The sequence below is a fragment of the Haemophilus sp. THUN1691 genome (assembly GCF_059704425.1).
On sequence record NZ_AP046578.1, the window covers coordinates 731581 to 752311 of the forward strand.

Genomic DNA, 20731 nt, shown 5'->3' on the forward strand with positions numbered 1-20731 from the left:
ATGAGGTCAATTTAGCCCATACCGTATTTTTTTAGTTTTTTACGTAATGTACCGCGGTTGATACCAAGCATATTTGCTGCACGGGTTTGATTACCACGAGTATATTGCATAATCATATCTAACATCGGGTGTTCAACTTCCGCTAATACTAATTCGTAAAGATCATTCACATCTTGACCATCTAATTGCGCTAAATAATTACGCAATGCTTGTTTTACTGAATCGCGTAATGGTTTGTTGGTCACTTGTGATTGCGCATTTAATACTGATACTGTTAAAGCATCAGCAGGACTACGTTGTTGTTCTAACATTTTTCTTTATCCAAAATTAAATTGAAAAAATCTTCTAATACAATGAGTTGCCCTTTTGGATCACTAATTGCATTAAAAGTCTGTTTAAAAACGGAATCAGGTTGAATTCCCTGTAAATACCAAGCCACGTGTTTACGCGCAATGCGATAGCCTTTTTGTTCGCCATAGAATTGATGTAATTCTTGAATATGACGCAAAATTTGACCGCACTTTTCGTTTAAACTTGGCATTTGGCTTATCGAGTCATGCTCAATTAGGTTTTCCACGGCTTGAAATAACCAAGGGTTACCTAAGGCAGCACGACCGATCATAATGGCATCCGCTCCGGTATAATCGAGAACGAATTTTGCTTTCCGAGCAGAATCAATATCACCATTGGCTATAACCGGTATGGCAATCGCTTGTTTAACGGCTTTGATGTTGTTATATTCCGCTTCGCCTTCAAAAAGACAAGCTCGTGTACGACCATGCACCGTTAATGCTTGTATGCCGCATTGTTCTGCAATTTTGCCGATTTGAACGCAGTTTCGATTAGATTTATCCCAGCCTGTACGAATTTTTAAGGTCACCGGTACATTGACAGCGGACACTACTTCTCGCAAGATTTTTTCCACCAAATCTGGAAATTGCAACAATGCAGATCCTGCAAGTTTGCGATTTACTTTTTTGGCGGGGCATCCCATATTAATGTCAATGATTTGAGCACCATACTCCACGTTGATAGCAGCGGCTTGCGCCATCTCGAGTGGGTCACTACCTGCAATTTGCACGGCGTTGAGACCTAAATCCTCGCTATGTGCCAAGCGCAATTTGGATTTTTCGGTATGCCAAACTTGCGGATTTGTGGACATCATTTCTGAAAATGTGAGTCCAGCACCATAATATGCACAAAGGCGACGGAAAGGCTGGTCGGTAATACCTGCCATTGGTGCAAGTAAAACGCGATTTTTTAATTGGTATGAACCGATTCGCATTTTACGTTACCTTCCTAGCAAGCCTAAATCTAATTAGTGTCGAACTGGTCGACGACCGACAAGGCTGGCTATAATACGCATTTTGCCTTACTTTGCAAAGTGAAATTTGTTTAAAAAATACACTTTTTTTGATTGACAAAAAGAAATTAAAGCGTTTTTAGCTTACCCGTAATTCGGCACCATTCTTCTCTCACTGCGACTGGCTCTAACGCAAATGTTTGCGTATAGGCATCGCATACCGATTGAGCTTGAGTTTCTAAAATGCCTGATAAACCAAGATCGCCATTAGGTTTAACAAGTTGACTAATGATTGGGTAAAGTTCTTTGAGAGGGCCCGCAAGAATATTTGCCACCACGACATCAGCTTTTAAATCAGATGGTTTTTCATCAGATAAGAACAGTTGTAGGCGATCTGCAACGCCATTTTGCTGGGCATTATTGCGACTGGCTAGAATTGCTTGTGGATCGATATCAATTCCCACCGCACTTTTCGCACCAAGTTTTAATGCCGCAATGGCTAAAATACCTGAACCACAACCAAAATCGATGACGGTTTTATCTTTTAAATCAAGGCCATCTAGCCATTCTAAACATAGCGCGGTTGTAGGATGCGTGCCTGTACCAAACGCTAAACCTGGGTCGAGCATCACATTGACAGCGTTTTCATCAGGCACATCACGCCAACTTGGACAAATCCATAAGCGCTTACCAAATTGCATTGGGTGGAAGTTATCCATCCATTCGCGCTCCCAGTCTTTATCTTCTATTTGTTCAATTTTGTATGCCGTATTGTTATCTAAGTGTTTTGCTTCTTTTAATAAGCAGACGATTTCTGTCATATCTGTTTCTGCATCAAATAACGCAATAACATCGGTGTTACCCCATAAACGAGTTTCACCAGGCAAAGGCTCAAAAATCGGTGTATCTTGACTATCCATAAAAGTCACAGAAACGGAGCCGATTTCTTCTAAAAAATCACTCATTTGTTCTGCTTTTTCATTGGTACTATTTAGGCGAATTTGAATCCAAGCCATTTGTTTTTTCCTTTATTTCATAAAATGGGGCGTATTATACCGATTTTTTCAAAAGTTTCGGCAGTAAAGTCGAGCCAAGTGTCGCGAGCATGATGATTGTTATACCAAGTGCGGCTGAAAATGACAGTGTTTCGCCAAGTAATGATACGGCAAATAAGATGCCGAATAGCGGCTCAAGTGCGACTAAAATACCGGAGATATTGGCATCTACACTATTAAGGCCTTTATTCCATAACCAATAGGCAAGCCAGCTACAGCCAATGGCAAGATATAATAAACCTGCAATACCAGTAGAATTTAATGATATTTGCCAGTTTTCTGTGAGTAATACCGTAAATGGCAATGTTGTGATGGTTCCAAGTACAATGCTGACGGAGGTATAAGCTTGCGTTGAGACTTTGGCCACAATTCGCTGTGTCCAACGTAACACGGCTGCGAAAATGATCCCTGCACTTAGTACTAATAAACAGCCGAATAAACTGATGTTATCAATGCCTTCATTATTTTTTCCGCCATTGATTAAAATTGCCACGCCAATAAATGCCATTGCGCCGAATAGCCAGTGAAACCATTTTGCTTTGTCTTTAAAGAAGAAATGCCCGACAAATACAACGAGCAGCGGTTCTAGCCCAATCATGGTGACTGCACTGGAGGCGGATGTATATTTTAGCCCGATGAATTGCAATAAAAATACGGCGGTATAGTTAAAGAATGCCAACCACCAAAGCTGTTTACGCATTGGTTTATCAATTTTTTTCCAACGACGTAAAAAGAGTGGCATGACAATAATCATTGCAATAATTAACCGCACTTGCACAACAAGCACAGGATCCATCATCGAATAAGTGAGCTTACCGACGATTAATGAACTGCTCCAAATAAGTAGTGCAAGAATTTGATAGAGCATTGATGTATCCCTGTGAATTGTTTCAATTCTATGTTTTAGCGTAGAAATTGCTGAAAGTGAGAAAATTAAATATCACCTTCCTCTCATTTAGAAGAAGGTGATAGCATATTGATTAATGCTTAAAGTACGGTAACTTTTAATTGAGTTTTTTCAATACGACGTTCGCCCAATTTATTACCCACTAAAAAGGCAATCAATCCAAATACTAATGATGGTACGATTTGATGGAAATTAAATAATTTTATGCCAAGTTGAGTGAGCAAGATATAACTTCCCAAGCCGATAATCATTGAGCTTAACGCACCATAAGCATTTGCTTTATCCCAGTAAATTCCCAGCACAATCACCCATAAAAATGCGGCTTCCAGTCCGCCAAAGGCAAATAGGTTTAACCAAATAATCATATCTGGTGGATTGAGGGCGGCAAAGATTAAAAGTGCGGTCAAAATCAGCGTGATAATAGATGAAAAATAACTTACTTTTTTCTCATTTTTTGCGGCTTCTGGTTTTGTAGAAAGGTATAAATCTTTTACAAAAATAGAAGACGATTGAATAAGTTGCGCATCAATTGTGGACATAATTGCTGACATTGGTGCGGCTAAGAAAATACCAGCAATAATAGGTGGTAATACTTTTAGCATTAAAGTTGGAATCACTTGATCTGACACGGTTAAATTTGGAATAACTGCACGACCAAGTGCTCCAGCTAAGTGCATCCCGAACATAATGATGGAAAGTACAATTGTTCCTATCAGCATCCCTCTATGTAAGGCTTTGCTATCTTTAAATGCCATGCATCGAACAGCAGTGTGTGGAAGACCGACGACCCCGAAACAGACGAGTACCCAGAAGGAAGCCATAAATTGAAAATCTAACATTCCATTTGGCCCGTAAGGCGTGACTAATGCAGGATCGATTTCTGTTAATTTATTAACCGCACTTTCTACACCACCGAGCGCATAAATGGTTCCTACAAGGAGAATAATAGTACCTAAAATCATGACGGTACCCTGAATGGTATCCGTGAGTACGACGGCACGGAATCCCCCGATAAATGTATAGATACCTACCGTTAAAGCAAATAAGAGCAATGCTTGAGTATAAGAAATACCGATGGTTGTTTCTAATAAACGCGCACCACCAATAAATTGCACGGTCATGGCTGCAAAAAATGCGAGAAGAAGAGCAAGGCTTGATAGCCAGACTAAATATTTGTTTTTATAACGATAAAGGAAAAGATCGTTAATCGTTAACGCATTGGTTTCTCTTGATAGTAGCGCGAATTTTTTACCTAATGCACCTAATGCAAGCCACACAGCAGGGACTTGAATCATCGCCAGTAATACCCAGCCTAATCCGTATTTATAAGCTGCACCAGGCCCTCCGACAAAAGAACTTGCACTGGCATAAGTTGATGCAGTTGTCATTGCGAGCACAAACCCCGTCATGGAGCGATTACCTACATAATATTCCGTTAGGAAATCGCCTTTGGTTCGTTTTACATAAGCGAAAATCGCAGCACCAAATATAAATGCAAGATAAATAATTAAAGGGAGAATAATACCTAAATTCATTTTTGATTCTCCTCATCCTTGATTTCAAGAGAGATATCTTGATAAATAATTTTGATAATCCAATGGCCAATTACAATAAACAGAATAGGTAAATAAATACAAGAGAGCTCGAACCAGAGAGGGAAACCAATCGGCCCTTGAGTTTCTTTAGGTAAATAAGCACATAAGCACCAACCTATCACATATAAAATAGATAGACCTAATGCCCAACTAGCTTCCTTGGCCGCTTGTTGATAACGTTGTTTTAATGTCATGTTTCTTCCTTAAAATTTTTATAAGTGAAAGTATATTTTTGATGGTATAAGGGGCGTATATTTCATACGCCCCTTATGTTTGCTAATCTTACAACTTTTTTGAAAAATTCAAAATGTTTTGCTGATTTCTAAGTAAATTCTATTTTTATCATATTCATAAAAAGGATGATTACTGGTTACCTTTTGATACGACCAAGATAATTTCGGTGTGATTCCCCAAATATGAAAGTTTCTATGCCAGATAGTAAATACTGATGCATATTCCTTATTTTTCTGGCGAATACCAATAAGATCTTTTTCTTTATAGGCACGTTGTGCATAATTCAGGATTAAACGAGTTGATATACCCGCTTTCCATTCTTGTCCCCATCCTAATCGGACATTTTTTCGTTGATAAGCGTTATCTAAATCTCGAGTATTTTCGCGATTATAATCAGCTCCACCAAACCAATACTGTCCATTTTTCGCTAGGTAAAGTAGTGTAGCGGAAGCTAGATAGTTATTTCCATTGAGATGTTTACGAGTTTCATAGCGTTGTTCACCATACTCAAGTGCGGTCGAAATTTGCCATTTTTCATTTAGCCAATTGGATAAATCCAATCTAGCACCTGAATTTTTAGAGTATTGTTTCATCGCATTTCCACCAGATGAGCCGCCTGCATACCAGCGCTTCTCTGTAAATGGCATTAATGATAGTTCAAATCGTGCAGTTTGGTATCCAAGACCCACACCAGCTCTCGCGTTAAATTCATTATATTTTTTGTTATCCCAATAATATTTTCCACTACCTTCCAAGGACAATTTTATAAAGTAGTTGTGAGGTAATGACCATTTCTTTTCAGCATTCCCAAAATACGAAAATCCTCTGGCACTTTCTTTTTCCCAAGCTGTCCAGTTGCCAATTTTGGTGCCGGCTTTTGGTGCATTATTAATATTACTTTCATTTAAAAAACTAAATCCACCTTGGATTTTCCATTGATCTCGTTGGTTCAATGCAGAAAGATATTGTTCAATTATTTTTACAGAATCAGGGGAAACTTGCTCTGCTCTTAACTTTTGAAATTGATCTTTTGCCGCCTCGTTATCATTATTCAGAAACAAGGCTTGAGCTAATTGATAGCGTAAAGGTAAAAGATCAGTTTTTTGTGAAAATAAGTGTCGGTAGGCTTTAACGGAATCAGAAAAATGCCCTTTTTCTCGTAAGTCAATTGCTTCCGCCCATTCTAATAAAAACGGATCTTTTTTAGGTAAAGGCTGATATAGCGGCAATAAAAGCTGTACCGCCTCGCCATTATTTTGTAATACTGCAGGGATAAGACCGCGAATAATCAAGTCTGGGTGTTTGGCTAATTCTTCTTTTGTAATCGATAACTTTGATGGATTATTATTGGTCAAAAGTGCGGGTATTTTTTGTGGTAAATTTGGTTTAGCCAAATGTAGCTGTTCATCTAAACGCCCATCATGTGGTTGTGGAGATTTTTCCTCGGCAATAGAATATGACGTAAGAAATAATGATGAGCCGAGAAATAAAATAAATTTAGTTCGTATATTCATTTTTATCCTTATTGGTAAAGAATAAAGCAAGCCTGAGCTTGCTTTATTAAGGAATACTAAAAATTATTGTTTAGATGCGCCGTAAACACCTAAATATTTTTTATCAGGATTAACATAATATCCTGTTAATTCAGCAGCATCTTTACCATAGAAGGCTCCTTCTGTTGAAGTGCCGTTTAGCGAACCTTCAAATTTATTTCCTTTAACATCAGCAGATAAATTGACGACTGAGTCTGCGCCAAATTGGTAATTATCGGTAGCAACTATCTTACCAGCTAATTTTTTAGTACCAAAGTCTACATTAATATTCACTTTACCAGGAACAACCTTATCAACTCCAGGGTTTCTTGGAACGGTGTTATATAAATGTGCAGCATAACCAGAATATTGAATTACTCCTGCCATCTTGTCCATATCGCTTTTACTGGTGGCGTATGTACCTTGGGCTACAACATAATGCTCAGTTGTTTGAGAAGAACCAACATATCCCCAACGAATATTTTGTCTTCCACCGACAAGGCGTATTTCATTCTTCGCATCTGTTAGTATATATTTGCCTGAAGATAGGTTACCAGGAATAATATCAATTGCTTTCCCTTCAACAATTAATTTATTAACTTCGTCAGGTTCATTACTTAAGAACGTTGTAATATCAACTGATTTAACTTCTTTTACTGATAAGTTTAAATGATTACCTGATACTTGCCCTGTTGATGGAAAATAATTATCTGATAAGGGGTCTTTGCCTTTCCCTGCCTCTGCTGAAGTAGCTGGTTGTGCTGAAGTAGCTGGTTGTGCTGAAGTAGCTGGTTGTGCTGAAGTAGCTGGTTGTGCTGAAGTAGCTGGTTGTGCTGAAGTAGCTGGTTGTGCTGGAGTAGCTGGTTGTGCTGGAGTAGCTGGTTGTGCTGGAGTAACTGGTTGTTCTGAAGTAGCTGAGTGTGTTGAATTATCACCACCGCCACTACTTCCACAAGCAGCTAAAGTTAATGTAGCTAAAGCTGTTAAACTAAACTTTAAAATCGTATTCTTCATAGTTTACCTCTAAGTTCTTTATTAGACACACTTAATACAAATACATAAAATAAATTTATGTAGACTTTCATCCTACCATAAAATTAATATTATTATGTATAAATCTATAAAAAATAAGGTAAAAACAATGTCTGCCTTTACCTTAATAACTTATAAATTAATCATGCATACCTAATTTTTTCTCCAAATAGTGGATGTTTGTTCCTCCTTTTTGGAAATTTTTATCTTCAAGAATTAATTCATGAAGTGGGATATTGGTTTTTATACCATCAATAATTGTTTCAGATAATGCATTTTGCATACGGCGGATTGCAACTTCACGCGTATCGCCATAAGTGATTAGTTTTGCGATCATGGAGTCGTAATGTGGAGGCACCGTATAGCCGCCATAAACATGAGAATCCCAACGAACGCCTAAACCGCCTGGTGAATGTAAGTGATTTACTTTACCCGGAGATGGTAAGAATGTTTTTGGATCTTCTGCGTTAATACGGCATTCCATTGCATGGCCTTTAACTTTGATGTCCTCTTGTTTAAAGGAAATTGGTAAGCCTGCTGCAATGCGTAATTGCTCTTTCACTAAATCTACACCTGTAATCATTTCAGTTACTGGGTGTTCCACTTGGATACGTGTATTCATTTCAATGAAATAGAATTCGCCATTTTCATATAAGAATTCAAACGTACCTGCTCCACGATAGCCGATTTCTACGCAAGCTTTTGCACAGCGTGAGCCAATATCACGGCGTACTTCTTCTGTGATACCTGGAGCTGGCGCTTCTTCCACAACTTTTTGGTGACGACGCTGCATTGAGCAGTCACGTTCAGCCAAATAAACTGCATTGCCATGGGTATCTGCTAACACTTGAATTTCTACGTGACGTGGATTTTCTAAGTATTTTTCCATATAGACCATATCATTGTTGAATGCAGCTTTTGCTTCTGCTTTGGTCATCGCGATAGATTCTTCTAATGCGTCTTCGCCACGAACAACACGCATTCCTCGGCCGCCACCACCGCCTGATGCTTTGATGATGATTGGATAGCCAATACGTTTGGCAATTTCTTTATTTTTAGCAATGTCGTTACTTACAGGGCCATCAGAACCTGGTACACAAGGCACACCCGCTTTTTTCATTGCTTTAATAGCTGAAACTTTATCGCCCATTAAACGGATGACATCCGCAGTTGGGCCGATGAAAGTGAAACCTGAACGTTCAACTTGTTCAGCAAAGTCTGCATTTTCAGATAAAAACCCGTATCCTGGATGAATTGCATCCGCGCCTGTTACTTCGGCAGCAGCAATGATAGCTGGAATATTTAAATAACTTTTTGCGGAAGGTGCTGGACCGATACAAATGGTTTCATCAGCGAGTAAAACGTGTTTTAAATCACGATCAGCGGTGGAGTGAACCGCCACTGTTTTAATACCTAATTCTTTACAAGCACGTAAAATGCGTAGTGCAATTTCACCGCGGTTAGCAATCACAACTTTTTCTAACATAAAAGAGTCCGTTTAGTCAGATAGACGTGAATTTTTATGTAGGTTTTTGAAATATTGTTCTCCCTATAAAATTTGGTGTGAACAGATTTCAATTTATATTGCCTACGATAAATTCGCTCTAATTGTTTGTATATGAAATAGGCGGACTAAAGTCCGCCCGACGAAAATATTGGAGATTATTCAATAACGATTAATGGTTCGTCGAATTCAACAGCGTCACCGTCGTTGATAAGAATTGCTTTTACTACGCCAGCTTTGTCTGCTTCAATGCGGTTCATCATTTTCATTGCTTCAACGATACAAAGCGCGTCGCCAACTTTCACAGACTGACCGACTTCAACGAATGCTTTTGCTTCTGGGCTTGGACTGCGATAGAACGTTCCCACCATTGGTGAACGTACAAGATGGCCTGATAATTCATCAGATGCAGCTGGTGCTGGTGTTGCCGCTGCTGGCGCTTGAGCTGGTACGGCGGCTGGTGTTGCCGCTACTACTGGTGCTGCAGCGTATTGAACTGCTGCTGGAGCAACTGCTGGCGCTGCACGACTAATACGTACTGTACCTTCTTCTTCTTGCACTTCTAATTCAGTAATGCCAGATTCTTCTACTAATTCGATTAATTTTTTGATTTTACGAATGTCCATACGTTCTTCCTAAAAAGATTGAAATTTTAACCGCACTTTTAAACGAAAAAGTGCGGTTATGAATAAACTTATTTTTGTGTTGCAAAGATTACCTTAAATTTTGCAAATTTGCGATAAAATTCTGTGAATTTCGCCAAAAATGCTTGATTTTCTTATTTTTTAGCAAGGTAATCGATAGCAAATAAAAAGGCAAACTCGTAACCTTTTGCGCCCAAACCGCAAATAACGCCTTCAGCCACATCACTAAAATAAGAATGATGACGAAATGGTTCACGTTTATGCACGTTAGATAAATGAATCTCCACAAAAGGAATTGAAACAGCTAAAAGTGCATCGCGCAATGCTACACTGGTATGGGTGTAAGCCGCAGGATTAATTAAAATAAAATCGACTTGTTGAAAACTTTCGTGGATCTTATTAATTAATTTTTCTTCACTATTGGCTTGAAAACATTCCACTTTTACATTGTGCTGAGTGGCTAAAGCTTGTATTTTTTCTTCAATGGATTCAAGAGAAATACTGCCATAATGTTTTGGCTCGCGAGCCCCTAACATATTTAAGTTCGGGCCATTTAACAGCAAAATTCTGTGTGTTTGCGACATTTTTAATCCTTTTTGTGTGGCGCATTATACTGGTTTTTCGATTTTTGGTGGTCGAATCAGATAATTTTAGTGATAAATTCAGATTCTAAATCAACAATAGGTAAATTAGAACCAGGCCAAGCGCGTAGTACTTGATATTCCATCAAATCTAAAGTGTCTAAGCCTGGAGTTACATTCGGGGTGTATTGTTGTGCGATTCGTGCAAGCTGAGAGAGCCCTAAACTGCTTTCGATACTTGAACTAATAACCGCTTTTAGACCTAACGAATGTGCTTGGTTAATGAGCTCTGCACAACGTTGAATTGAACCAATTAAAGTGGGTTTGATTACGACAGCCGATAAGTGCGGTTCTTTTCCCAAGCAAAAATTAGTCTCTCGCACGGATTCATCCCATGCAATCGCAATGTCGGTTTGAGTAGCAAATTCACGGCTGAGTTCTTGTGTTTTACAAGGTTCTTCTAAAAATTGAATACGTTTTCTATGTTGCGGTTTGACTTTAGCGGCAAATTGTAACGCTTTTTCTAACGACCAATGACGGTTTGCATCAAGCCGTAATTGTAAATCGGGAATGGCTTCTAAAAACATATCGGCAATTAATCCATCGCGATTGGCTTCGTATATGCCCACTTTCATTTTTGCCACTTTTTCGCCTTCCATGCTTGCAAGTTTGGCGTACAGCTCATCTGGATCGCCATAACAAAGTGGTGCAGTATGATAATTGCCTTCAGCTTGTAAATAACCTTTCATTTCATCCATTGCGCAACTGATACCAAAAGCAACGGAGGGATAGGTGCCATTTAATGGTATTCGAGGTGCATCGCAGCTGGCATTGCACCATGTTGTTAGCCATTCAATTGCTTGTTCTTGAGCTTGGTCTAAGGTTTCTTCGCTAAAACCAGGTAGCGGGGCGATTTCTCCCCAACCGTCTCGGCTGCAACTCACTCTTACGATTAAGCCTTCACGGCGTTTTAAAAAACGATCACGCAGAATAAGTTGGCTATCAACGGGGATGGAATAACGGTAAAGATTAAATGATTTTTCAGCCATGCTTGCTCCCAATACAAAAGTGCGGTCAAAATTCACGAAGATTTTTAACCGCACTTTAGAACGATAAATTAAGGGTTACGTCTGAATTTGCTGAAGTCTGGAGCGCGTTTTTCATTAAACGCATTGCGACCTTCTTGACCTTCTTCAGTCATGTAGAACAACATTGTTGCGTTACCCGCTAATTCTTGAAGACCAGCTTGGCCATCACAATCCGCATTTAATGCCGCTTTCAAACAACGAATTGCGATTGGGCTATTGCGTAACATTTCACGACACCAGCGTACGGTTTCTTTTTCAAGATCAGCGTAAGGCACTACAGTATTGACTAAGCCCATATCTAATGCTTCTTGTGCATTATATTGACGGCATAAGAACCAAATTTCACGCGCTTTTTTCTGACCCACTAAACGAGCCATATAGCTTGCGCCCCAACCGCCATCGAATGAACCGACTTTTGGCCCAGTTTGCCCGAAAATGGCATTTTCTGCTGCAATTGTTAAGTCACAAAGCATATGTAATACATGGCCACCACCAATTGCATAACCAGCCACCATTGCTACAACTGGTTTTGGACAAGAACGAATATCGCGTTGGAAATCTAATACATTTAAGTGATGTACACCGCTGTCATCTTTGTAACCGCCGTAATCGCCACGCACTTTTTGGTCACCACCAGAACAGAATGCTTTTTCGCCTTCGCCGGTTAAGACAATGACACCAATATTTTCATCGAAACGTGCATCGGAAAATGCAGTGATCATTTCTTTCACTGTTTGTGGGCGGAACGCATTACGAACTTCTGGGCGGTTAATCGTGATTTTAGCAATACCATCAGTGGATTTATGATAACGAATGTCGTTATAGCCTTCGCTGTGATCGACCCATTCAACAGGCGCATATAACACATCATCTTTTGGATTTTGCATGAGAATTCCTTTTAATTAACGTAAAAAAGTGCGGTCATTATAGCGGAAGTTTTTCGGATCAGGAAAACTAAATTCATTTGCTGCTTTATCTGTTGTGAAGATATTGCTAGAATTTTGCGCATTCTCACTTTTATAAGGATCAAATGTGAAATTAATTGCAACCTTAGGTATGGCAGCATTGCTGTCTGGCTGCTCAATTTTTGGAAACTCACAATCCGCAATCCCAGGTGAATTTGCGGGTGCGGATTACCAACTTTCCGATCAAGATGCAAAACAATGGGCGATTGCAAGTAAGCAAGCAGAACAATGCGTTTACCCAAATTTAACTCGAATTTTGCAACAGCATTTTTCTAAAGAGGATAGCTATATTCACTCACAATATGTCTTTTTCTACCCATTGGAAAAAATTATTGGCGAGCAATATGTGAAGATTATTCAAGGTGATGAAAAATCGATGAATTATGCAAGCTATCAGTTTAAAAAATTCCGTACCGAAGTGGGAAATGTTGAGCCTCTAACTGAACAGGCGTGTTTAAAATTACGTAATGAAGCGCGCGATGATTTAGCCGTCGTGAAAGGTCAATATAAAAATGGCATGGTGGAAGTGCAGAAAAATGAAGATGGCACACCGAAAAATCCTGATGGTATCGCGACGAATGAAAATAAATTCTTCTTTGATATTATTAAATGGGGATCGATGTTATTACTTTAGTTTAAAATTCGATGAAATAAAAAACCGCACTTTAAAGTGCGGTTTTATTTTTTATTCTTTCTAGCTAAAAATTACGCTAATTTTTTGATTTGTGCAGCTAATTTAGATTTGTGGTTTGCTGCTTTGTTAGCGTGGATTAAGCCTTTAGAAGCCATACGGTCAACAACTTTTTGCATTTCAACGAATGCTGCTTCAGCTGCTGCTTTTTCACCTGCTGCTACTTGAGCATATACTTTTTTGATGTAAGTACGCATCATAGAGCGTTGGCTTGCGTTGTGTTGGCGGCGTTTTTCAGATTGAACCGCGCGTTTTTTTGCTGACTTGATATTAGCCAAGGTCAAACTCCTAAAATTTCTGTTGATTGATAGACAAAATAAAGGGCGTCAATATGCCGATTTTTTATACTTTTGTCAATGGAAAATTTGTGTTGATTTCGGTGAGACACAACCGAAAGTAAGCATCGTTATTTAAAAAAGCGCTTTCTATTGGCTCACACAAACGATGTGGGCAGGATTTTATCAGTTTTTTTCGTTGGAATATAGCGTAAAAACAAAAATTCTATACAATTAAGGCAAATTTTTTTGAAGAGACCCCTATTTTGAGTAAACGACTTTTAAAATCCGGCATTATCGTGAGTGGGATGACATTAGTGTCCCGTGTGTTAGGTTTAGTCCGTGATGTGGTGATTGCCCATTTAATCGGTGCAGGCGCGGCAGCAGACGTGTTTTTATTCGCTAACCGTATCCCAAACTTTTTACGTCGTTTATTTGCGGAAGGGGCATTTTCTCAGGCTTTCGTCCCCGTATTGGCCGAATATCAAAAATCTGGCGATCTTTCTAAAACCCGCGAATTTATCGGAAAAGTATCGGGCACGCTAGGCGGTTTAGTCAGTATTGTTACTTTGCTTGCCATGGTGGGCTCGCCTGTTGTTGCAGCGATCTTTGGGATGGGCTGGTTTACTGATTGGCTAAATGACGGACCTGATGCGCACAAATTTGAACAAGCGTCTTTACTCTTAAAAATTACGTTTCCTTATTTATGGTTTGTCACCTTTGTGGCGCTTTCTGGGGCAATTTTAAATACGATAGGCAAATTTGGCGTGATGTCGTTTTCGCCTGTTTTACTCAATATCGCCATGATTGCAACCGCACTTTTCCTCGCACCAAGATTAGACAATCCCGATCTTGCCCTTGCTATCGGGATCTTCTTAGGCGGTTTATTACAATTTTTATTTCAAATCCCTTTCTTGAAGAAAGCAGGCTTGCTCGTAAAACCAAAATGGGCATGGCATGATGAAGGGGTAGCCAAAATCCGTCGATTGATGATTCCTGCCTTGTTCGGGGTTTCTGTGAGTCAAATCAACTTATTGCTTGACACAGTCATTGCCAGTTTCTTAATGACGGGATCTATTAGTTGGCTTTATTATTCTGATCGTCTATTAGAGTTTCCACTTGGGCTATTTGGTATTGCGATTTCCACTGTGATTTTACCAACGCTTGCTCGCCATCATGTAAATCGTGAAGATAATTCTTCCCAAAGTGCGGTTGATTTTCGCAACACAATGGACTGGGGCGTACGAATGATTTTATTACTCGGTGTGCCAGCCGCGATTGGTATTGCCGTGTTAGCCCAGCCGATGTTACTGGTATTGTTTATGCGTGGCAGTTTTACCTTAACCGATGTGCATGCAGCCTCTTATTCTTTATGGGCATTCAATGCCGGTTTGCTTAGCTTTATGCTGATTAAGATCCTAGCTAATGGCTATTACGCACGTCAAGATACCAAAACGCCCGTGAAAATCGGGATCATCGCTATGGTGAGCAATATGGGCTTTAACGTATTGGCGATTCCATTTAGTTATGTGGGTTTAGCGATTGCTTCTGCCATGTCAGCAACCTTAAATGCTTATTTGCTTTACCGGGGTTTAGTCAAAGCGGATGTTTATCATTTTTCACGTAAAAGTGTGGTCTTTTTTCTGAAAGTTTTAGCTGCCGCCTTAGTCATGGGCGGTTTGGTTTGGTATAACTGCCCGTCGATTCAAGAATGGGCAGCCATGACATTTTTAATGCGTATCTATTGGTTGGTTTGGTTAATTGGACTGGCTGCGGTGGTTTATTTAGGCGTATTGGTGCTATTGGGTGTTCGTAAACACCATTTACTGACAAAACATTAAGTTACCGCTATAATGCACCGATTATTTTTCGTTTTTTGGAATAAGATGTAATGCAATTAATTCGTGGGCTTCATAATACACAGCCATATTTGTCAGGGTGCGCATTAACCATTGGCAATTTTGATGGGGTGCATTTGGGGCATCAGGCGATTTTGCGTCATCTTCGTCAGAAAGCGAATGCGCTGAATTTACCCATGGCAGTGATGCTTTTTGAGCCGCAACCGCGCGAATATTTTATGGGTGACAAAGCCCCTGCGCGCTTAATGCGATTAAGAGATAAATTGCATTATTTGGCTCAGGCGGGTGTGGATGTGGTGATCGTCGCGAAATTTGACCGCACTTTCGCCAATCTTCCTGCAGAACAATTTATTGAAGATTGGCTTGTACGCAAATTAAATGTGAAGTTTCTCAGCATTGGCGATGATTTCAAATTTGGTGCGAAACGTTTAGGCAATTTTGCGATGTTGCAACAAGCAGGAAAGCAGTTTGGTTTTGAAGTTGAAGACAGTCGCACCTTCTGTTTAGATGAGTTACGTATCAGTAGCACCGCTATCCGTGAAGCATTGGCTAAAGATGATTTACAGCATGCGGAAAATTTACTCGGTAAGCCTTATCGTATTTTTGGTCGCGTGATCCACGGCAATAAATTAGGGCGAACCATTGGTTTTCCTACCGCGAATGTTCGCTTACATCGCCAAGTGAACCCAGTAAAAGGGGTTTATGCGGTAAAAGTTCGGTTAAAATCGGGCGAGATTTTTAACGGCGTCGCCAACATGGGAAAACGCCCAACCATTAACGGTACGATACAATTATTAGAAGTCCATTTATTTGATTTTTCTAAGAATATTTATGGGCAAATGGTCGAAGTGGAATTCAGCCATAAGATTCGCGATGAGATAAAGTTTCCTTCTTTTGAAGCGTTGAAAGCTCAAATTGAACAAGACGTAAAAACAGCGAAAGCATTTTTTGTAAAATAGAATTATATTGAAATATAAAATTGGAAAATAACATGACAGTTGATTACAAAAACACGTTAAATTTACCTGAAACAGGTTTCCCTATGCGTGGCGATTTAGCCAAACGCGAACCTGTAATGTTAAAAAATTGGTATGACAAACAGTTGTATCAAAAAATCCGCCAAGCGACTAAAGGTAAAAAATCCTTTATTTTGCACGATGGCCCTCCGTATGCGAACGGCAATATTCATATCGGTCACGCCGTTAATAAAATTCTGAAAGATATTATTGTTAAATCCAAAACCGCATTAGGTTTTGACTCGCCTTATATCCCAGGTTGGGACTGTCATGGCTTGCCAATTGAATTAAAAGTAGAAGGTTTAGTGGGTAAACCAAACGAGAAAGTGACTGCAGCTGAATTCCGCCAAAAATGCCGAGAATATGCGGCAGAGCAAGTAGAAGGGCAGAAAAAAGATTTTATCCGTTTAGGGGTGTTAGGCGATTGGGATAATCCTTATTTAACGATGAACTTCAACACTGAAGCAAACATCATCCGCACACTCGGTAAAGTGATTGCGAATGGTCATTTATACAAAGGTTCAAAACCAGTGCACTGGTGTTTGGATTGTGGATCTTCTTTAGCAGAAGCAGAAGTGGAATATGAAGACAAAGTTTCTCCATCTATCTATGTGCGTTTTCCTGCAGTAAGTGCGGTTGAAATTGAAGAGAAATTTAACGCAGTAGGTAAAGGCTATGGCAAATTATCTGCGGTGATTTGGACAACCACACCTTGGACAATGCCATCTAACCGTGCGATTGCGGTAAATGCAGACTTAGAATACCACTTAGTACAACTTGGCGATGAGCGTGTGATTTTAGCTGCTGAATTAGTTGAATCCGTAGCGAAAGCCGTGGGCGTAGAACAAGTTGAAGTTTTAGGTTCAGTAAAAGGTCAGGCGCTTGAGTTAGTACGCTTTAACCATCCGTTCTATGATTTCACTGTACCAGTGATTTTAGGTGATCACGTGACCACTGATGGCGGTACAGGTTTAGTACACACTGCACCGGATCATGGTTTGGACGACTTTATTGTAGGACAAAAATATAATTTACCAATGGCGGGTCTTGTATCGAATGACGGTAAATTTATTTCAACGACTGAATTCTTTGCAGGCAAAGGCGTATTTGAAGCGAACCCATTGGTTGTTGAAAAATTGCAAGAAGTGGGCAACTTATTAAAAGTTGAGAAAATCAAACACAGTTACCCACACTGCTGGCGTCACAAAACCCCGATTATTTTCCGCGCGACTCCGCAATGGTTTATCGGCATGGAAACACAGAGTCTACGCCAACAAGCATTAGGCGAAATCAAACAAGTTCGTTGGATTCCAGATTGGGGTCAAGCACGTATCGAGAAAATGGTTGAAAACCGCCCTGACTGGTGTATTTCGCGTCAACGTACTTGGGGTGTGCCGATGACCCTATTCGTGCACAAAGAAACCGAAGAACTTCATCCGCGTACTTTAGAGCTACTTGAAGAAGTGGCGAAACGTGTAGAGAAAGCCGGTATTCAAGCATGGTGGGATTTAGACGAAAAAGAATTATTAGGCGCGGATGCAGAAACTTATCGTAAAGTGCCTGATACCCTTGACGTATGGTTTGATTCAGGATCAACCTATTCTTCTGTTGTCGCGAATCGTCCAGAATTTAACGGCCAAGATATCGACATGTATTTAGAAGGTTCTGACCAACACCGTGGTTGGTTTATGTCTTCTTTAATGCTTTCTACTGCAACAGACAGCAAAGCACCATATAAACAAGTATTAACCCATGGTTTCACCGTGGATGGTCAAGGCCGTAAGATGTCAAAATCTATCGGTAACATCGTGACACCACAAGAAGTGATGGATAAATTCGGTGGTGACATTTTACGTTTGTGGGTTGCATCTACCGACTATACTGGTGAAATGACCGTTTCGGATGAGATCTTAAAACGTGCAGCGGATAGCTATCGTCGTATTCGTAACACCGCACGTTTCTTATTAGCGAACTTAAATGGTTTTGATCCAAAATGTGACTTAGTCAAACCAGAAGAAATGATTAGCCTAGATCGTTGGGCGGTGGCTTGTGCATTAGATGCACAAAAAGAAATCAAAGAGGCGTACGATAACTATCAATTCCACACTGTGGTACAACGTTTAATGCGTTTCTGTTCTGTGGAAATGGGCTCGTTCTACCTCGATATTATCAAAGACCGTCAATATACAACTAAAGCGGATACCCTTGCTCGTCGTAGCTGTCAAACTGCGTTATGGCATATTGCTGAAGCATTAGTTCGTTGGATGGCACCGATCTTATCTTTCACTGCCGATGAAATTTGGCAACACTTGCCACAAACCGAAAATGCTCGTGCAGAATTCGTATTTACTGAAGAATTCTATCAAGGCTTATTTGGTTTAGGCGAGAATGAAAAATTAGACGATGCTTACTGGCAACAACTGATTAAAGTTCGTTCAGAAGTGAACCGCGTATTAGAAGTTGCGCGTAACGATAAAGTGATTGGTGGCGGTTTAGAAGCAGAAGTGACCGTTTATGCGAATGACGAATATCGTGCATTGTTAGAACAATTAAGCAATGAATTACGTTTCGTGTTAATCACCTCAAAAGCTGAAGTGAAAGCATTAGCAGACAAACCTGCAGATGTAGCTGCGGGTGAGTTAGAGGGAATTGCAGTAAGCGTAGCTCGTTCTAACGGTGAAAAATGTCCGCGTTGCTGGCATTATTCTGACAAAATTGGTGTAAATTCAGAACATCCAACACTTTGTCCACGTTGTGTGGAAAATGTGGCGGGTAATGGTGAAGTACGCCATTTTGCATAATTAAATTCGTTGTAAAACAGAAAAGTGCGGTTGATTTTAACCGCACTTTTTTACTTTTGTACAAAAGGAAGTAGAGATGATGTTAGGGAAAAAAATGATTCGCTCAAAAACAATGTGGTTTTATCTCTTATTGGTTATTTTCTCCATTTTTACCAATATGGGGTTGGGTAATGTATTAAGTGAGAATATTCCTGTTTCAGATTACGCAATTTTATTTGTTATCACGGCGATTTCTTTTTATTTCACCCCTTGGGTTGGGCGAATATTAATTACTGTATTGTTCCTCAGTTCGCTATTTTATTGTTCTGCTGGTTTTTTCTATGGTATTCCATCTTTGGGTATTATCGCTTCTGTTTATGAAACGAATATTAATGAAACCTTGGAATACTACACAACTATTCCTTTTTGGATATTTTTATTTCAAGCTAGTTATCTCATTCTGTTTATTGCTTTAATGAAATTAAGTTTTCATGCTAAACAACAAGCATTTAAATGGCTGAATACGGGTGTTATCGGCATATTATTAGTTTTTTCTTACAATCAATTTTCTGATTGGAACTATGCGTATAAATTCCGTTTTTATCCTGTTCTGTTTTACTCAGAATTTGATCGTATGAATGATCTGTATTTAGAACAACGAGATTTTCTAAATCAATCCGTTAATGCGCCTTCTCAATGGGATATTCAATCTTTCACGCCAAAGTATAAAAATTATATTTTGATTATCGGTGAAAGCATGCGAAAAGATTATATGTCATTATATGGCTTTCCACTGAAAACCACGCCATTTTTAGAAAGTGTGAAAGGCACAGTTTTTGAAAATTATTATTCTGCGGCACCAAATACGCAACCGTCTTTACAACGCACCTTATATCGAGCAGAAAAAGGGGAAACGGTTTATACGGATAATATTATTTCTTTAGCCAAAAAAGCGGGCGTGAAAACCTATTGGATTTCTAATCAAGGCAAAATTGGGGAATTTGATACGATGGCCTCTCGTATTGGTCAAAGTGCAGATGAAACAATTTTTATGAAGCCGTTAGGTTATAACTCTAAAAAAGTTTATGACGATGAAATGTTACCTGTATTAGATAAAGCCTTAAAAGAAAATATTACGAATCCAAAATTAATTGTGATTCATTTAATGGGCTCACATCCCGCCTTTTGTGAGCGTCTTCCGTACGAGGTTAAAAATTATTTTATTAATCAATCTATGTCTTGTTATTTAGAATCGATTAAATATACCGATCAGTTTTTAGAAAAATTAAATTCACAATTAGTGGCACAAAATGAGCCCTATTCGGTGATTTACTTTTCTGATCATGGGCTTGCTCATTATGAGGATTCTAAAGGTTTATCATTGCATCCAAATAATCTTTATAAACAAGATTATGAAATTCCTTTCGTTATGTTTTCGAGTAATAGCCAAAAGGTAGAAAAAATAAAAACACCGCAATCTGCATTTAATTTTGTTTATGGTTTTGCTGATTGGATGGGGATTAAGGAAAAACATTTACAAGGCGTCGATTTCTTCCGTCCTGAAAAACAGGAAATTAAGGTATTTGATTGGAAGAAAGTGGTGAATGTTAAAGAGTTGGCTAATGATCCAGCAAAATTACCAGAATCCGTTCAGTAAATGAGATCGTGCT

General features: G+C 39.3%; 19 protein-coding genes. 5 read left to right on the top strand and 14 right to left on the bottom strand.

Annotated elements, in window-relative coordinates; translation table 11 throughout:
* Nucleotides 1-11: 11 nt before the first annotated feature.
* From fis to menB, 13 genes are all read right to left on the bottom strand, one after another.
* The gene (fis, locus tag AC6H0J_RS03640) at nucleotides 12-311 is read right to left on the bottom strand and encodes a DNA-binding transcriptional regulator Fis (protein ID WP_005646807.1); all 300 of its coding nucleotides are present in this window, start codon (nucleotides 309-311) and stop codon (nucleotides 12-14) included.
* A complete protein-coding gene (gene dusB, locus AC6H0J_RS03645; protein ID WP_497512856.1) occupies nucleotides 305-1285 on the bottom strand; it encodes a tRNA dihydrouridine synthase DusB in 981 nt (326 codons plus the stop codon). Before dusB ends, fis begins: the two co-directional genes overlap by 7 nt.
* Nucleotides 1286-1431: 146 nt before the next feature.
* Nucleotides 1432-2319, bottom strand: a complete 888-nt coding sequence (gene prmA, locus AC6H0J_RS03650) for a 50S ribosomal protein L11 methyltransferase (protein WP_497512857.1) — start codon at nucleotides 2317-2319, stop codon at nucleotides 1432-1434.
* A gap of 34 nt (nucleotides 2320-2353) precedes the next feature.
* Nucleotides 2354-3226, bottom strand: coding sequence for a DMT family transporter (locus AC6H0J_RS03655; RefSeq protein ID WP_118817314.1), 873 nt, complete (start codon nucleotides 3224-3226; stop codon nucleotides 2354-2356).
* Between the two features lie 119 nt (nucleotides 3227-3345).
* Entirely contained in the window at nucleotides 3346-4800 is a 1455-nt protein-coding gene (gene panF / locus AC6H0J_RS03660; RefSeq protein ID WP_111407684.1) for a sodium/pantothenate symporter, read from the bottom strand.
* Nucleotides 4797-5054: a YhdT family protein gene (locus AC6H0J_RS03665; RefSeq protein ID WP_005634512.1), complete on the bottom strand. Its 258-nt coding sequence runs from the start codon at nucleotides 5052-5054 to the stop codon at nucleotides 4797-4799. The genes panF and AC6H0J_RS03665 overlap by 4 nt, the downstream gene beginning before the upstream one ends.
* A 108-nt stretch (nucleotides 5055-5162) precedes the next feature.
* Nucleotides 5163-6608: a surface lipoprotein assembly modifier gene (locus AC6H0J_RS03670; protein ID WP_118817313.1), complete on the bottom strand. Its 1446-nt coding sequence runs from the start codon at nucleotides 6606-6608 to the stop codon at nucleotides 5163-5165.
* Nucleotides 6609-6671: 63 nt separating this feature from the next.
* Nucleotides 6672-7640, bottom strand: coding sequence for a transferrin-binding protein-like solute binding protein (locus AC6H0J_RS03675; RefSeq protein WP_497512858.1), 969 nt, complete (start codon nucleotides 7638-7640; stop codon nucleotides 6672-6674).
* 157 nt (nucleotides 7641-7797) lie between these two features.
* On the bottom strand, nucleotides 7798-9144 hold the full coding sequence (gene accC, locus AC6H0J_RS03680) for an acetyl-CoA carboxylase biotin carboxylase subunit (RefSeq protein ID WP_118817311.1): 1347 nt from the start codon (nucleotides 9142-9144) through the stop codon (nucleotides 7798-7800).
* A 176-nt stretch (nucleotides 9145-9320) separates the two neighbouring features.
* Nucleotides 9321-9788 (bottom strand): acetyl-CoA carboxylase biotin carboxyl carrier protein, encoded by a 468-nt coding sequence (gene accB / locus AC6H0J_RS03685; RefSeq protein ID WP_005626697.1) that lies wholly within the window; start codon nucleotides 9786-9788, stop codon nucleotides 9321-9323.
* Between the two features lie 152 nt (nucleotides 9789-9940).
* Nucleotides 9941-10390 (bottom strand): type II 3-dehydroquinate dehydratase, encoded by a 450-nt coding sequence (aroQ, locus tag AC6H0J_RS03690; RefSeq protein ID WP_005626699.1) that lies wholly within the window; start codon nucleotides 10388-10390, stop codon nucleotides 9941-9943.
* A gap of 56 nt (nucleotides 10391-10446) precedes the next feature.
* Nucleotides 10447-11436: an o-succinylbenzoate synthase gene (gene menC, locus AC6H0J_RS03695; protein WP_005626701.1), complete on the bottom strand. Its 990-nt coding sequence runs from the start codon at nucleotides 11434-11436 to the stop codon at nucleotides 10447-10449.
* A 68-nt stretch (nucleotides 11437-11504) separates the two neighbouring features.
* Nucleotides 11505-12362, bottom strand: coding sequence for a 1,4-dihydroxy-2-naphthoyl-CoA synthase (menB, locus tag AC6H0J_RS03700; protein WP_005626704.1), 858 nt, complete (start codon nucleotides 12360-12362; stop codon nucleotides 11505-11507).
* 145 nt (nucleotides 12363-12507) lie between these two features.
* On the opposite strand from menB, the gene AC6H0J_RS03705 reads away from it, so the two are divergent.
* The gene (locus tag AC6H0J_RS03705) at nucleotides 12508-13074 is read left to right on the top strand and encodes a DUF5358 domain-containing protein (protein WP_005626706.1); all 567 of its coding nucleotides are present in this window, start codon (nucleotides 12508-12510) and stop codon (nucleotides 13072-13074) included.
* Nucleotides 13075-13145: 71 nt separating this feature from the next.
* Here AC6H0J_RS03705 and rpsT read toward each other — a convergent pair whose 3' ends face one another.
* Nucleotides 13146-13409, bottom strand: coding sequence for a 30S ribosomal protein S20 (gene rpsT / locus AC6H0J_RS03710; protein ID WP_005548279.1), 264 nt, complete (start codon nucleotides 13407-13409; stop codon nucleotides 13146-13148).
* Between the two features lie 263 nt (nucleotides 13410-13672).
* Between rpsT and murJ the strand changes: the two genes are divergently transcribed.
* The 4 genes from murJ to AC6H0J_RS03730 all read left to right on the top strand — a co-directional run bounded on the left by murJ (nucleotide 13673) and on the right by AC6H0J_RS03730 (nucleotide 20718).
* A complete protein-coding gene (gene murJ / locus AC6H0J_RS03715) occupies nucleotides 13673-15247 on the top strand; it encodes a murein biosynthesis integral membrane protein MurJ (RefSeq protein WP_005626709.1) in 1575 nt (524 codons plus the stop codon).
* Nucleotides 15248-15297: 50 nt separating this feature from the next.
* Nucleotides 15298-16224, top strand: a complete 927-nt coding sequence (gene ribF / locus AC6H0J_RS03720; RefSeq protein ID WP_005626712.1) for a bifunctional riboflavin kinase/FAD synthetase — start codon at nucleotides 15298-15300, stop codon at nucleotides 16222-16224.
* A 32-nt stretch (nucleotides 16225-16256) separates the two neighbouring features.
* Nucleotides 16257-19082, top strand: coding sequence for an isoleucine--tRNA ligase (ileS, locus tag AC6H0J_RS03725; RefSeq protein ID WP_118817307.1), 2826 nt, complete (start codon nucleotides 16257-16259; stop codon nucleotides 19080-19082).
* A gap of 76 nt (nucleotides 19083-19158) precedes the next feature.
* Entirely contained in the window at nucleotides 19159-20718 is a 1560-nt protein-coding gene (locus AC6H0J_RS03730) for a phosphoethanolamine transferase (protein WP_118817306.1), read from the top strand.
* Nucleotides 20719-20731 lie beyond the last annotated feature (13 nt).

What these genes read in the sequence shown, in the direction of transcription:
- menB (WP_005626704.1), bottom strand. Translation starts at nt 12,362, where the DNA reads ATGCAAAATCCAAAAGATGATGTGTTATATGCGCCTGTTGAATGGGTC.
- panF (WP_111407684.1), bottom strand. Translation starts at nt 4,800, where the DNA reads ATGAATTTAGGTATTATTCTCCCTTTAATTATTTATCTTGCATTTATA.
- AC6H0J_RS03670 (WP_118817313.1), bottom strand. Translation starts at nt 6,608, where the DNA reads ATGAATATACGAACTAAATTTATTTTATTTCTCGGCTCATCATTATTT.
- accB (WP_005626697.1), bottom strand. Translation starts at nt 9,788, where the DNA reads ATGGACATTCGTAAAATCAAAAAATTAATCGAATTAGTAGAAGAATCT.
- AC6H0J_RS03665 (WP_005634512.1), bottom strand. Translation starts at nt 5,054, where the DNA reads ATGACATTAAAACAACGTTATCAACAAGCGGCCAAGGAAGCTAGTTGG.
- fis (WP_005646807.1), bottom strand. Translation starts at nt 311, where the DNA reads ATGTTAGAACAACAACGTAGTCCTGCTGATGCTTTAACAGTATCAGTA.
- aroQ (WP_005626699.1), bottom strand. Translation starts at nt 10,390, where the DNA reads ATGTCGCAAACACACAGAATTTTGCTGTTAAATGGCCCGAACTTAAAT.
- menC (WP_005626701.1), bottom strand. Translation starts at nt 11,436, where the DNA reads ATGGCTGAAAAATCATTTAATCTTTACCGTTATTCCATCCCCGTTGAT.
- prmA (WP_497512857.1), bottom strand. Translation starts at nt 2,319, where the DNA reads ATGGCTTGGATTCAAATTCGCCTAAATAGTACCAATGAAAAAGCAGAA.
- ribF (WP_005626712.1), top strand. Translation starts at nt 15,298, where the DNA reads ATGCAATTAATTCGTGGGCTTCATAATACACAGCCATATTTGTCAGGG.
- ileS (WP_118817307.1), top strand. Translation starts at nt 16,257, where the DNA reads ATGACAGTTGATTACAAAAACACGTTAAATTTACCTGAAACAGGTTTC.
- accC (WP_118817311.1), bottom strand. Translation starts at nt 9,144, where the DNA reads ATGTTAGAAAAAGTTGTGATTGCTAACCGCGGTGAAATTGCACTACGC.
- AC6H0J_RS03730 (WP_118817306.1), top strand. Translation starts at nt 19,159, where the DNA reads ATGATGTTAGGGAAAAAAATGATTCGCTCAAAAACAATGTGGTTTTAT.
- AC6H0J_RS03675 (WP_497512858.1), bottom strand. Translation starts at nt 7,640, where the DNA reads ATGAAGAATACGATTTTAAAGTTTAGTTTAACAGCTTTAGCTACATTA.
- dusB (WP_497512856.1), bottom strand. Translation starts at nt 1,285, where the DNA reads ATGCGAATCGGTTCATACCAATTAAAAAATCGCGTTTTACTTGCACCA.
- AC6H0J_RS03655 (WP_118817314.1), bottom strand. Translation starts at nt 3,226, where the DNA reads ATGCTCTATCAAATTCTTGCACTACTTATTTGGAGCAGTTCATTAATC.